This window comes from Geodermatophilus sp. URMC 60 (genome assembly GCF_053502585.1).
Genome location: NZ_CP199958.1, coordinates 3,723,505 through 3,737,036 on the forward strand (window position 1 = coordinate 3,723,505; position 13,532 = coordinate 3,737,036).

11 protein-coding genes are annotated in these 13,532 nt (G+C 73.1%); 5 read left to right on the forward strand and 6 right to left on the reverse strand.

Going from position 1 to position 13,532, the window contains the following annotated elements; genetic code table 11:
• The first annotated feature begins 183 nt into the window (after positions 1 to 183).
• The 4 genes from ACWIX3_RS17665 (at position 184) to ACWIX3_RS17680 (ending at position 5,625) form a co-directional block, all read left to right on the forward strand.
• The gene (locus ACWIX3_RS17665; RefSeq protein WP_448608644.1) at positions 184 to 2,085 is read left to right on the forward strand and encodes a peroxidase family protein; all 1,902 of its coding nucleotides are present in this window, start codon (positions 184 to 186) and stop codon (positions 2,083 to 2,085) included.
• 13 nt (positions 2,086 to 2,098) lie between these two features.
• Positions 2,099 to 3,058 (forward strand): trypsin-like serine peptidase, encoded by a 960-nt coding sequence (locus tag ACWIX3_RS17670; RefSeq protein ID WP_448608645.1) that lies wholly within the window; start codon positions 2,099 to 2,101, stop codon positions 3,056 to 3,058.
• Between the two features lies 1 nt (position 3,059).
• On the forward strand, positions 3,060 to 3,983 hold the full coding sequence (locus ACWIX3_RS17675; RefSeq protein WP_448608646.1) for a hypothetical protein: 924 nt from the start codon (positions 3,060 to 3,062) through the stop codon (positions 3,981 to 3,983).
• 400 nt (positions 3,984 to 4,383) lie between these two features.
• Entirely contained in the window at positions 4,384 to 5,625 is a 1,242-nt protein-coding gene (locus tag ACWIX3_RS17680; protein ID WP_448608647.1) for a catalase family protein, read from the forward strand.
• 157 nt (positions 5,626 to 5,782) lie between these two features.
• On the opposite strand, the gene ACWIX3_RS17685 is transcribed toward ACWIX3_RS17680, so the two are convergent.
• A complete protein-coding gene (locus tag ACWIX3_RS17685) occupies positions 5,783 to 6,007 on the reverse strand; it encodes a hypothetical protein (RefSeq protein ID WP_448608648.1) in 225 nt (74 codons plus the stop codon).
• Between the two features lie 325 nt (positions 6,008 to 6,332).
• A complete protein-coding gene (locus ACWIX3_RS17690; protein WP_448608649.1) occupies positions 6,333 to 7,163 on the reverse strand; it encodes an AfsR/SARP family transcriptional regulator in 831 nt (276 codons plus the stop codon).
• A gap of 525 nt (positions 7,164 to 7,688) precedes the next feature.
• Between ACWIX3_RS17690 and ACWIX3_RS17695 the strand changes: the two genes are divergently transcribed.
• The gene (locus ACWIX3_RS17695) at positions 7,689 to 8,582 is read left to right on the forward strand and encodes a response regulator transcription factor (RefSeq protein WP_448608650.1); all 894 of its coding nucleotides are present in this window, start codon (positions 7,689 to 7,691) and stop codon (positions 8,580 to 8,582) included.
• Between the two features lie 115 nt (positions 8,583 to 8,697).
• On the opposite strand, the gene ACWIX3_RS17700 is transcribed toward ACWIX3_RS17695, so the two are convergent.
• The 4 genes from ACWIX3_RS17700 to ACWIX3_RS17715 all read right to left on the reverse strand — a co-directional run bounded on the left by ACWIX3_RS17700 (position 8,698) and on the right by ACWIX3_RS17715 (position 13,524).
• Positions 8,698 to 9,429, reverse strand: coding sequence for an AfsR/SARP family transcriptional regulator (locus tag ACWIX3_RS17700; RefSeq protein WP_448608651.1), 732 nt, complete (start codon positions 9,427 to 9,429; stop codon positions 8,698 to 8,700).
• A gap of 209 nt (positions 9,430 to 9,638) precedes the next feature.
• The gene (locus ACWIX3_RS17705; RefSeq protein WP_448608652.1) at positions 9,639 to 10,778 is read right to left on the reverse strand and encodes an amidohydrolase family protein; all 1,140 of its coding nucleotides are present in this window, start codon (positions 10,776 to 10,778) and stop codon (positions 9,639 to 9,641) included.
• A 2-nt stretch (positions 10,779 to 10,780) separates the two neighbouring features.
• Positions 10,781 to 12,082, reverse strand: coding sequence for an aspartate aminotransferase family protein (locus tag ACWIX3_RS17710; protein WP_448608653.1), 1,302 nt, complete (start codon positions 12,080 to 12,082; stop codon positions 10,781 to 10,783).
• Positions 12,082 to 13,524 (reverse strand): APC family permease, encoded by a 1,443-nt coding sequence (locus ACWIX3_RS17715; RefSeq protein WP_448608654.1) that lies wholly within the window; start codon positions 13,522 to 13,524, stop codon positions 12,082 to 12,084. Before ACWIX3_RS17715 ends, ACWIX3_RS17710 begins: the two co-directional genes overlap by 1 nt.
• Positions 13,525 to 13,532 lie beyond the last annotated feature (8 nt).

The window sequence follows — 13,532 nt, forward strand, 5'->3', positions numbered from 1 at the left end:
TGACGGGACCGCGGCGCGGGCGACACGGGCCGGTGGCCCCGGCGCGGCGAACCCGGACGCGCGCTCGCGTATCAGCGGACTGGCCGCCCCGCTCTCTCCGGAGCCGGCTCGGCTCGGCCCGCTGGACCAGCGAGACACCACGGCACCGCACGAGGCAACCGCGCACGCCCCGAGGAGGCATCCATGACCAAGGCGTCCACGACCGAGCCACCCAGCAGCAGGATCGCCGGCAACGGAGCACCCCGGACGACGGCCCAGCCCGGCACCGCCAGGGCCGCGAGCGGCTACCGGCCGGGCCTGCCGTGGCGGGTCTACCGCGCGGCGGCCCAGGCGCTGGACCGGGTCCTCGGCTGGGACCGGCTGCCCGTGCCGCTGGGGCTGGCGGTGCTCGCCGGCCTCCGTGACGCGCTGCGCCGGCACAACCTGCACGACACCGGCGCGCTGCCGACCACGCAGCCCCCGGCCGTCCCGCCGTTCGACCCGCAGGTCATGACCTCGCGGACGGTGGACGGCAGCTACAACGACCTCGCGGTCCCGTCCGCGGGGATGGCCGGCTCGCGGTTCGGGCGCAACGTGCCGCTCGTCGCGGCCGGCCGACCGGCGCCGGCCGAGGTCGTCGAGCCCAGCCCCCGCGAGGTCAGCCGGCAGCTGATGACCCGGAACGAGCTGATCCCCGCGACGTCGGTCAACGCGCTCGTCGCCCCGTGGCTGCAGTGGATGATCCGTGACTGGTTCAGCCACGGGAAGAGCCCCACCGAGGACCCGTGGCGGGTCGAGCTGGCCGACGACGACCCGTGGCCCGAGCGGCCCATGCTGATCATGCGCACTCCCGAGGACCCGACCCGCCCGGACACCTCGTCACCGCGGACGTCGGTCAACACCTGCACCCACTGGTGGGACGCCTCCCAGATCTACGGCGTCACCGCCGAGCAGCAGCGAGAGGCCCGGACGTTCGAGGGCGGCAAGCTGCGCGTCGAGGCCAACGGGATGCTGCCGACGCCCAGGAGCGACCACCCGACGCTCGAGGAACCGGGGTTCTGGCTCGGCCTGGTACCGCTGCAGACCCTCTTCACCCGCGAGCACAACGCCGTCTGCGACATGCTGGCCGACGAATTCCCCACGTGGGGTGACGAGGAGCTCTTCCAGCGCGCCCGGCTCGTGGTCGCCGCGCTGACCGCCAAGATCCACACCGCCGAGTGGACCCCCGCCGTCATCAGCCACCCCACCACGGTCGCCGCGCTGCGGGCGAACTGGTGGGGCTTGGCCGGAGAGCGCCTCAGCACGGTGTTCGGCCGGCTCAGCGGCAGCGAGCTGGTCAGCGGCATCCCGGGGTCGCCGACGCGGGACTACGGCGTGCCGTACTCGCTGACCGAGGAGTTCAGCGCCGTCTACCGCATGCACCCGCTCATGCCGGACCTGTTCGACCTGCGCTCGCACGAGGACGACCGGCGGTACCGGGCGGAGCCCTACGACCTGCGCGAGCTGGCCGGCCCGGGGTCGCTGGCACTGCTGGACACCGTGCCGGTGGCCGACCTCCTGTACTCCTTCGGCACGGAGCACCCCGGGGTGGTGACCCTGCACAACTTCCCGAGGTTCCTGCAGGAGTTCGTCCGCCCGGACGGGAAGGTCATGGACCTCGCCGCCGTCGACATCCTGCGCCACCGCGAGCTCGGCGTCCCCCGCTACTGCGAGTTCCGGCGGCTGCTGCGGCTGCGGGCGCCCGCCGGCTTCGAGGAGCTGACCGGCGATCCCGACCTCGCGCGGCAGATGTCGCACCTCTACGGCGGGGACGTCGAGAAGGTCGACCTCATGGTCGGACTGTTCGCCGAGCGCCTGCCCGAGGGGTTCGCGTTCAGCGACACCGCGTTCCGGATCTTCATCCTCATGGCGTCGCGCCGGCTCAACAGCGACCGGTTCCTGGCCGGGGACTTCACCCCGGCGGTCTACACGGTGCCCGGCATGCGCTGGCTGGCGGACAACACCATGGCCTCGGTGATCCTGCGGCACTACCCGCAGCTGCGACCGGCCCTGCGGTCGGTGCCCAACGCCTTCCTGCCGTGGCAGCGTCCCGTCGTCCGGGGTTGAGGAGAGCACGATCATGGTGGCGACCGGGGTGGACGACCGGCTGCGCGAGATCCGGGAGCGGTGGGACGCCAGCGAGGACCAGCGCGAGGCCGCCCGCAGAGCCATCGACCGACGGGACCTGAGCCTGGTCAACCCACCCGAGGACCTCCGGAGGCGCCAGGACCGGCTGCGGCGACGGCACCTGCGGCTGGAGGGCATCGTCGACCAGGACGACTCCGTCTGGCTGAGCTTCTTCGACTGCGGGCTGAAGGCGGCCCGCTCGGTCGGTCGGGTCGTCGAGGCGCCGCGGCGCCAGCCGGTCGTGCCCATCGGCACGGGATCGCTGGTCACCGACCGCCTCCTGCTGACCAACCACCACGTCGTCCGGACGCCGGACGAGGCCGCCGGGATGGCCGTGGAGTTCGCCTACGAGTACGACGAGGACGGCGAGTCCCGGGACGAGGACCGGTGGCCGCTGGCCCCGGGCGACTGCTTCGTCACCGACCCCGAGCTGGACTACACCCTCGTCGCGGTCGCCCTGCGGGCCGGCCGGCCGCCCGGCGAGACGTACGGCTCCATCCCGCTCATCGGACAGACGGGCAAGGCCGTCATCGGCGAGGTGCTCAACGTGATCCACCACCCCGCGGGCGAGCGCAAGCGGGTCAGCCTCCGGTTCAACCGCATGGTCGCGGAGGACGACCTGTGGCTGCGCTACGAGAGCGACACCCGGGAGGGCTCGTCGGGTGCACCGGTCTTCAACGACCAGTGGGAGATGGTCGCGCTGCACCACGGCGGGGTCGCCGCCACCGACGACGAGGGCTTCGAGCTGACCCGCGACGGGCAGCGCTGGACACCCGACATGAGCGAGGACGCGGTGGCCTACGTCGGCAACGAGGGGGCCCGCGTCAGCCGGATCGTCCGCAGCCTCCGCGGGGCCGACGTCCCGCCGGAGCAGCGCCGCCTGCTGACCCCGATCCTCGGTGAGGAGCAGTGAGATGGCCGCACCGACACTGGTCTTCCTCCACGGCCGTGGACAGGAGTTCAAGAAGCCGGAGCAGCTGCTCCGCAAGTGGCTGGCGGCCCTGAACGCCGGGCTCACCGCCGCCGGCGCCGACCCGCTGCCCGCCGAACGGGCGGTCCTGCCGTTCTACGGCAACGTCCTGTACCAGGTCACCGCGGCGTCGGCGGGCAAGGCCCTCACGCTGGAGTCGACGCGGCCGACGGACGAACCGGGACCGTTCTCCCCCGCCACTCCGCCCGAGACCGGCGCACTCGAGCGGGAACTGCTCATCGACCTCGCCCGGGCCGCCGGGATGGCGGTCCCCGACCCCGACGAGCCGCCGCCGGTCGAGCGGACGGGAGGTGGGGGCCGGCTGCGCGAGGAGGGCCTGCGCGACCGGATCCTCTCCTGGGGACCGGCGCGAGAGCTGCTCGTCTCGCTCGCCAAGCGGTCGCGGGTCGACCAGCTCGTGATCACCGCGCAGCTGCGCGACGTCGCGATCTACCTCGGCGACGGCCGGGACGAGGTCCTGCAGGTGGTCCGGGAGGCCGTCCCCCCGGACGGGCCGCTGCTGCTCGTCTCGCACAGCTTGGGCACGGTGGTGGCCCGGGACCTGCTGCACGACGACGACGTGCGCAGGCGGACCGTGCTGTGGGTGACGGCGGGGTCACCGCTGGGCCTCGAGGCGGTGCAGAAGAACCTCATCCACCCGGGCCACGAGCACCCCGGGGTCGAGTGGCTGACCGCCTACGACGTCAACGACGTGGTCGCCCTGGGGCACCCCCTGCAGAAGTCCTGGGGGGCGCCGCTCACCGACCTCGAGGTGGAGAACGACACCGACCCCCACTCGATCTCGCGCTACCTGGCGCATGCAGGGGTCGCCGGCCCCATCGCGATCGCCGCGACCCGCTCGGCCTGATGAACCCGACGGCAGCGCGCCGAGCACCCTCGACCCAGGAGGAGCCCCGGTGAGCCTCGAGATCCCCCTGCGCCGGGACGACACCGCGGTGCGCGTCAGCGACGGGACCCGGTCAGTGAGTCGGGTGCGCACGGAGCACCAGCACCAGGCCGTCCTCGAGGTCCTCGGAGGGTGCGGGGCGTGCCCGCCGAGAGCCGGTGGGCGGTCGTCGGCACAGCGGAGGTCCCCGGCCCCGGGGGGACGTCCTGACCCGGCGGCACCCGCCGCCTCCTGCCAACAGCAGCGGCGAGGGCCCGCGCCGACGGAGGAGCGAGCCCGCCGCACCTCGTGAGGGGGAAGACCTGTGCGACGCACAGCAGCCGACCCGTCGACCGGACGGGACCAGCACCCGGTGACTCCGGTGGCGCGGTCCGAACGCGCGCCCTCCCGGGCAGGACTCGCCACCAGGCTGGCCGACTCGGCACTGGGCAGCGCCCTGCTGCAGTTCCTCAACGACACCGTGTTCGGCGTCGCCGCGGTCGTTCGGCGGCAACCCGTCCTCAACCGGATGCCGGGGGAGGCCGGGAGCAGCCTCATCCGGGCGGTCGTGCAGTTCCTCAAGAACGCGTTCCGCCAGGACCTGCAGCTCGGGCCGGCGGAGGAGCTCATCCCCTCCGACGAATCCGCCGTGACGGAGGAGATCATCGAGGTCTTCCGGCAGAATCTGCTCCGCCGCTACTCGACGCGCAAGGCCGAGCGCGGGGCGAACGCGAAGACCTACGGCGTGGTGCGGGCCGAGTTCCGCGTGCTGCCGGGACTGCCGGACCACCTCGCGCAGGGCGTCTTCAGCCAACCGCGGACCTACCGGGCCTGGGTCAGGGTCGCCGACACCGGCAGCGTCATCACCCCTGACGCCGAGCACGTCGGCGTCGTCGGGATGGGCATCAAGCTGCTGGGTGTGCCAGGCCCCAAGCTGCTGGACGACGAGCGGAACACGCAGGACTTCACGGTGATCGGAGTACGGACCTTCACCGCTCGGGACACGGCCGGGATGGCGATCCTGCAGACGGCGATCCTGAAGATGCGGCCGGCGACGTACTTCTTCAACCCGCTGCACCCGAGCAGGTTCCTCGACTTCGTCATGCAGGCCCTCGACTCCCGCCTCCTGGGCAGCCCCCTGGAATCGCAGCTGTTCAGCTGCACGGCCCATCTGCACGGGGAGGGCTTGGCGGTCCACTACTCGGTCAAGCCCCGCGCCGACCGGAGGACCCCGGTCCCACGGATCCCGTCCGACAACTACCTCCGCGAGGCCATGATCGAGACGTTGCGCCACGAGGACGTGACGTTCGACTTCATGGTGCAGCTGCAGAAGGACCCGCACCGGCAGCCGATCGAGGACGGCTCGATCGAGTGGAAGGAGTCCGAGACACCCTTCATCCCTGTCGCCGAGCTCCGCATCCCCCGACAAGAGTTCGCGTCACTCGCCCAGCTGGACTTCGCCGACGTCCTGTCCTTCACCCCGTGGCACAGCCTCGCCGAACACCGCCCGCTCGGCGGCATCAACCGCAGCAGGAAGGCCCTGTACCGGGAGACGAGCCGGCTGCGGCAGCAGATGAACGGCATCGCCCACTACGAGCCGACGGGGGACGAGCACTTCGACTGACCGTGAGCATGGCCAGGTCGGTCCACCGGTGATGGGGCTGACGACCGGCGGCAGCGGGCGTGACCCCCGGTCGTCGACCGGCCGGCGGCAGGACGCCGGCAGCCGTCCTGCGGTCCCTGTCACCGGGGTAGGCGTGCTCGTCCGTCGCACCTGGGGCTCACCCGTCAGCGGCACCCGAGTCCATGGCCTGCCGGGTGAAGCCGTCGAGCCAGTCACGCACGGCGTCGAGCACGCCACCGGGAGACGACGCCACGGCGACCGTCACCTGCTCCGCGGGCGCCTCCGCGGTGGCGTCACGCAGGGTCATGAGCCGCGCCCTGAACTCTCCGGGGCCTTCGAGCCAGACGCGGATGAGCAGTGCTGCACTCGGGTCGTCGACCAAGTGATCTCTCCTACGGGGTGCCACGCAGCGTCGCGGAGTCAGCCCTCCGACAACCGCTCTATGCGGTCGACGTGCGAAGACCCATGCTCAGAGGTCACGCTGCGTGGCACAGTCCCCCATACGGATGACTTGCCGACGCCGACGGTGCGGCCGCCGGACGCTGGCCCGCGGAGGCTCCGACTCCCCGGACGGACGACCACCGACGACGGACGACGCCGCCGGCGGTCGGTGCGCACGGAGCGCCGCTGCACCCTGTCCCCGGTCGAGGACCCCGAACCCGTCCGGTCGCGGGACGGGGGGAGCCGGCCGTGCCGGTCCGCTGGCGTCAGTGCCTGCGCGTCGGCTCGGACGTCGTCCGGGGCTCGGGCAGACCGGTGCTGCCGATGGGACTGCGCCCCCTCGGGCAGCTCGGTGGCTGCACGGACAGCGTCCGGCGGATCCGCGGGATGCGCTCGACCAGCCGGGTCATCTGCTCGGTCGGGGGCACGCCCAGCTCGTCCTGCAGCAACGTCCGGAATAGCTCGTAGGCCCGGACGGCCTCGGCCACGTTGCCCTCGGCCAGGTGGACGCTGACCAGCGTCCGATGGGCGCTCTCCCGCAGCGGTTCGGCGCGGACCGCGGCATGAGCCGCCTGCAGGGCCTCGCAGTGGCGGCCGAGCAAGGCGAGTCGGGCCGCCACGGCCTCCAGCGCCTGCATGCGGAGCTGGCGGAGCCGCTCACGCTCGAGGAGGACCCAGTCGTCGTACCAACCCGGCAGGAGGTCGCCGAGGAGGGCAGCGTCGGGCACGGCGACGTCATGGGCACCTCGCGGCGGAGCGATCGCCCGCTGCGCCCAGTCGCTGAGGTCACGCACGTCGACCCGGACGTCCGCCGCCAGGTGGACCGCACTGCCGGAGGCCTCGACCAGACCCGGCGCCGCCTTGTTGAGACGCCACAGCGCCGACCGGAGACTCCCGTGCGCCTGCCCCTCGGGGACATCGGGCCACAGGTGACCCGCCATCACGGTCCGGGTCGGCCGGTGGGACAGGCACAGGTGTGCCACCAGGCGCTGCACTCCGCGAGGCAGGTCGTCAGCGGTCGACCGCTGTCCACGGGCGGGCAGCTCCAGCCCGAAGCCGTCGAGCAGCGTCACGCGGGCGGCTGGTGAACGGTCCACGTGAGAGCTCCTTCCTCTCGGGACGAGCAGGTGGATCCGAGGGAGCGCCGGCGCCATCCGTCTTCCGGCTGGGGATCCGCCGCTCGGGCGACCGCCGCTGCAGAACGGCGGGCACCTGGTGCTGGAGCGCCCGCGGGACGGACATCCCCGTCGGTGGGACCTCGGAGGTGCCGGCTGGGAGGCTGCGCGACCCCCGTCGCGGTGCAGCCGCGAGCGGCCACGGGCTCACGTGGAGGCCGTCGCGCCCCGGCTACTCCGGGATCGACCAGCGGCTCACGTGCCGCGGCTCGGTGGCGCCTGGCCGGCCTTCGCGCTGGTCGTCCTGGGACACAGGTGTACGACGCCGACCGACATGGTTCCCCCTGGACGCACGCGCACGAGCTGTGGAACAGCAACGCTATTCACGTCCGAGCGCCGGGACTGTACGCAGTTGTGCGTAGTCGCGCCACCCGACGGCGGCGCACACCAGGGAGACGTGCCCGGACGACCTCCACGGGACGGCGCCATCGGATTACGCTCAGCATCGTGTCGCGCACCACGAGGCGTCATGCAGCGTGGCTGGAGCTCGTCGGCGACATCCTGCAGGAGCAGCCCGGGGCACGGGAGTTCCCCCATGCGCAGGTGGCGGCCCTGCTCCTCGAGTCCTTCGGTGCGGCCTGCTGCTCGCTGAACGCCGTGGACCGCGCATGGGTGGACCACGTCGTCGGCGGCTGGCCGGTCGGCTACCTGCCGATGACGCCGCCGTCCGGTCCTCTCCCCGACGCCACCACGCAGCCGCTCATCCGCTGGTACTCCGTCACGGGCAGCTCCGCACCGCAGACGCTGGGCCGAGTACCCCGCGCGGTGGCCGGCCCGAGGATGTGCGCGGAGTGGTCGGCGTTCGCGCGTCCCTTGGGGATCACCCACCAGCTCGCGCTGCCGCTGCGGGTGGGCCACGGGATCGAGGCCTACGTGGTCAGTCGTCCCGACGACGACTACGACGACGCTGACACCGCCCTGGCCACGCTGGTCGTCCCGGCGCTGGCCGCGCTCGTGCGCCAGCACCGCGCGCTCCACGACGTGCCGGACGAGCAGGTCGAGCGCGCCCGGGACCGCCGCCTCACGGAACGCGAGTTCGCCGTCCTCACCCTCCTCGGGGCAGGTCTCACCGCTCAGGCGATCGCCCGGCGCCTGAACACCTCCCCCCGGACGGTGCACAAGCACCTCGAGCACCTGTACCGCAAGCTCGGCGTGCGGGACAGGCTGATGGCGGTCCAGCGCGCCAGGGAGGTCGGCCTCCTGGCCACGCCGCCCGAACCCGGTGGGCGACGCGGGGTCCCGCCCACCGTGCGTGTCTCCTCCCGCCTGGAGCGGGGACCACCTCCTCGCGACGCCGGGGCCGGTGTCGACGAGCGATCCACCCCCCGATCCGCTCGATGACGCACCGGCGGCGCACGGAGGACGTTCCCCAGCAGCGGGCGGGGACAGCGGCACTCGACGACCTGTACCGGGACGCGTGGAGCCGGCGGTCGACCGACTTCCCCGACGCGGCACCTCAGGACGCGGACCGGCGCGCTGCGCCGATGCCCCGGACGAGGCGGGTCATCTGCTCGGTGGGGAGCACGCCGAGCTCGTCGAGCAGCATCTCCCGGAAGAGTGCGTAGGCCCGCAGTGCCTCGGTGGTGTTCCCCTCGGCGAGATGCACTCGTACCAAGGTGCGGTGGGCGCTCTCCCGCAGCGGCTCGGCCTGGATCGCCAGGTGCGCGGCCTGCACGGCCGTGCCGTGGTGGCCTGCGGCGGCGATCCGGGCCGCGGCGGCCTCCAGCGCGTGCAATCGGAGTTGCCTGACCCGTTCCCGCTCCAGCAGGACCCAGTCGTCGTACCAGCCGGGCAGGAGGTCGCCCCGGAGCGCCGCGTCCGGCAGGAACACCTGGTCGGCCCGGGCCCGCGGGTCCAGGACCCGGTCGGCCCACACCTGCAGCTCCCGGACGTCGACGCGGACCCCGGCCGCGAGGGAGAGGCCGCACGGCGTCCCCTCGACGAGTCCCGGCGCGGTCCTGCGCAGGCGCCACAGCGCCGAGCGCAGGCTCGCCTGGGCCTGTGCCTCGGCGACGTCGGGCCACAGCCGGCCGGCGACCTCCGTCCGGGCCGGCCCGCGCGACATGCACAGGAACGCCACCAACCGCTGCACTCCCCGCGGGAGGTCGGTCACCACCGGTTCGGGAGCCAGGGACCGGAGGGTGAAGCCGTCGAGGAGCGTGATCCGGAACACCGAGGGGATGTCCACGTCTGATCGAGCGCGCCCGGGCGCCCGTGATACAGCCCGGGACCGATCCACGGGCAACGAGCGCTCCGGGTCCGGCGTCTCGGTGACGCTGCGTGGCCCGGTCCCCACAGGGGTGACCACGAGCGAGGCGGCGTGGCCCCCATCGTGGAGGACCGACGCCGCGCCGGCCGCGATGCGGGCGGGACGGCCACCTGCGTCTCAGCAGCAGGTCAGAGCCGGTACACCCGCCGGGCGTTCTCGTGACCGATGAGGTGCAGGACGCGCTCCGCATCGGGCAGGGCCCACTCCCCGTCCTGGACCCACTGCCCGACGACCCGGCTGATGCCACGCCGCCACAGCAGTGCACCGAGGAGGTGCAGCTCGCTCGGCCCCCAGGCGTCCGACGAGTACAGCTGCTTGGTGAAGGGCGCGACCTCGAGCGACTCGGCGACGATCTGCGCGCTCTGGCTGCCGGAGTAGAAGAGGCCCAGGCCCACGTCGAAGTAGACGTTGTCGAACATCTGGGCGAGATAGCCCGCCTCGCGGTGGTACGGGTAGTTGTGCAGCAGCATCACCGGGACGCCGGTCGGCTCCACCTGGCGGAGCCAGGGCATGAGGAGCAGGGGGTTGGCCCGGTGCAGGTCCAGATCGGGGTCGCCGTAGCCGCTGTGCAGCTGCAGGGGCAGGCCGCGGTCGACACCGCACCACAGGAGGTGGCGCAGGAGCACCGGGTCGTCGACCCGGATCCGGCCGGACGCGGAGCCGAGGAGGCGGTCGACGGCGTCGACGACCTCGGCGTCGTCGGGGCGTGCCGGGTCGACGTCGAAGCCGGCGCGGTAGGCGATGATGCTCTTGGTGCCGACGGCCGCGCGGGTCGCCTCCTCCAGGACGGACGGGTACTCCCCGACGAAGGCGCGCCCCGAGTCCACCTCCCCGAGCAGCCCCTCGGCCACGGTCTCGAGCCGGACGACCTCGTGCGCGGCCGCGCCGGCTGCCTCGGCGTGTTCCGCGGGCGTCAGGACGGCGTCCCCGAGGTACCCGGTCTCGACGAGGTAGGTGTCGGTGCCGGCCGCTCCGAGGAGCCGCCGGTTGACCTCGTCCTCCCCGAGCTCGCACCGGCGCGCCCAGTACTCGTCCGCAGGCGCGTGCGGCGGCAGGTCGAGCAGTGGCGCGCACCAGCGCCGGATGGCGAAGCCGACCTGCGAGTCGAACGCGGTCCCCGCCGAGTGCGGTCTCGGCCCCTCGGTGATCATCGACTCGAACGTCGGTCGGTCGACCGCCGCCCGCAGCGCGCCGTGCACGTGGTGGTCGACGAGGAGGAGGTCGGCCACCGTCTCGTCCAGCGGCCCGGGGTGTGCGGGGTGGTCCATGCTCACCATCCTGCGTAGGGCGCGACCTGGGCGTCGCTGACCTGGCCGGAGGACGCGTCCTCGATGCCCTGCGCGAGCAGCTCCACGGCGCGGTCCACCTCGTCGTCGGTGATCACCAGCGGTGGCGTGATCTCGAGGACGTTGCCGCCGACGTAGAAGACGACGCCACCGAGCTCCCACACCCGGTAGACGGTCTTGGCCGCGAGCGTGGTGTCGCGGCCGCAGCTCGCCCGGTCGCTCACGAGGTCCACGCCGATGGCCAGACCGCGCCCCCGCACGTCCCCCACGACGTCGAGGTGCGCGGTCGCCTCCCGCAGGCCCTGCCGGAGCCGCTCGCCGGCCTGCGCGGCCCGCTCCACCAGCCCCTCGGCCCGGTACGTGGCGAGGACCGCCCGGGCGACCGCGGTGCTGTAGGGGTTGCCCGCCTGGGTCAGCAGCGCGGACGCGCCGGGCTCGTCGAGCACCCTGGCCGGGCCGATCGCCGCCGAGATGGGCACACCGGCGCCCAGCGACTTGCCGAAGGTGACGATGTCGGGGGTGATCCCGTCGTGCTCGAACGCGTGCCACGTCCCGGGCCGGCCGAGGCCGACCTTCACCTCGTCGCAGATCAGCAGCGTGCCCGCCGCGGCGCACCGGGCGGCGACCTCGGCGAGGAAGCCGTCGGGCGGGACGACCAGGCCACCGTCGGACAGGATCGGCTCGACGAGCAGGCAGGCGACGTCCTGGCCGGCCAGCGCCTCGTCGAGGGCGGCGAGGACCTGGCCGTAGCGCTCGGGCTCCCGGTACGGATCCGGGTAGGGCGTGAAGCGGACGAGCTCGTCCGCGGCGACGCTGCCGCCCTCGACGTGCACGCCCGACGCCTTCATCGCGACGCCGATGCCGCCGTGGTAACTGCGCTCGAACGCGAGCACCGTCGAGCGGCCGGTGGCGTGGACGGCGCCCCGGATGGCCACGTCGTTGGCGTCCGACCCCGCGTGACCGAAGTACACCCGCCGGTCCCCCGTGCCGGGGGTGAGCTCGAGCAGTTCCTCGGCCAGCGCGACGGCGTCCTCGTGGACGGCGCTGAGTGCGCCCGCTCCGGCCGGCGCCGCCGCCACCCGGAGCAGGGCGTCCTCCACCGCGGGGTGGCCGTGCCCCAGACCGCACGCGGTCCAGGTCGCCGACAGGTCGAGCAGCCGGCGTCCGCCGGCCTCGACCAGCCAGGATCCCTGCCCGGACTCGAGTGCCAGCGGGAAGAAGCGCAGCTTCTCGACCCCGGCGATGACCCGGTCGCGGTCGTACAGACGCTGTGCGGTCCGGTGCATCAGCGCGTCTCGGTGTCCGCGAAGGTGGCTTCCCTGTCGACGTCCTCGAGTTCCCGGGTCAGCGAGGCGCCGATCCGCTGGGCGAGGCCGCCGGCGAGGACGGCGACCAGGAGGCCGAGGACGACCCAGCCGATGGCCACGAAGGCCGGCGACAGGCCGCTGGCGTCTTTCACGCTGTAGACGATGACGACCAGGATGAACAGGCCGCCCAGGGCCGGGAGCACGAGCTCGGCGGGGTTGAGCCTGACCTGGCCCGTGCGCCATGCGGCGAACACCGCCACCTCGACCAGCAGGTAGACGAACAGCAGGCAGGTCGCCCCCACGACGGCGAAGAAGAAGTACGCGTCGATGGCGGCGTCACCGGTGCCCATGACCGGCCAGCCGGTCAGCCAGGTGACCAGGTTGACGACGATGCCGATCCCGGCCATGGCCAGGACGGCGTTGCGCGGGATCCGGTGCGTCGGGTCGATCCGGGCGAACTGGGGCGGACCGAAGCCGTCGCGCGCCAGCGCCATCGCCAGCCGCGCCGAGGCCATCACCGACGAGAGGTTCGAGGCGAACGCCGACAGCACCGCCGTCACCAGGAGCAGCAGGGCGAACCAGTGACCGACGAAGCCCTCGCCCAGGTCGCCGAGGGTGTTCCCGGAGCCCTGGAAGGCGGCCAGGCCCTCCTCGTCGGTGCCGAAGCCGATCGTCTGGGCGAACATGACGACGACGAACAGGACGCCGGTGAGCAGGACCGAGCCGAAGAGCGCGCGCGGGATGTTGCGGCGGGGGTTGTCGGTCTCCTCGCCCAGCGCGGCACAGGCCTCGAAGCCGGCCCACGAGAGGAACGCGGCGACGACCGCGGCGAGCACGGCACCCAGACCGACGCCGTCCGGCGTGAACGTGGAGAGGTCGACGCCGGTCGACTCCGCGCCGCCCTGGCCGAAGACCGCGATCACCAGGACCAGCATGGCGGCGATGCCCACGCCCTCGATGGCGAGCAGCGAGCGGGACACCGTCGTGGTGTCGCGGGTGTTCATGTAGCCGGTGACCAGCAGGCAGAGGACGGCCGCGATGCCGTAGCCGAGGCTGGTGCCCTCACCCGTGAGCGAGGCGAGCAGCGCGTTGAGGAAGGCCCCGAAGACCGCTGCCGTGCAGATCGTGAAGAAGAGGTAGGTGCCGAAGAGCGCGAAGCCGGCGACGAAGCCGGCCCGCGGCCCGAGCGTCGCGCCCACCAGCGCGTAGGCGCTGCCGGCGTGGTTGTACCGCTGGGTCAGCCGGATGAACCCGTAGGCGACCAGGGCGACGCCGATGAAGCCCAGGAGGAACACGAGCGGGACGGCCTTGCCGACCGTGCCGATGATGCCCTGGCCGTTGCCGGCCATCGCCAGCGTGGGACCCATCAGGCCGAGTGAGAGCGCCAGCGCCTCCCACAGTCGCAGCTTCCGCTTGGCCATGACACTCC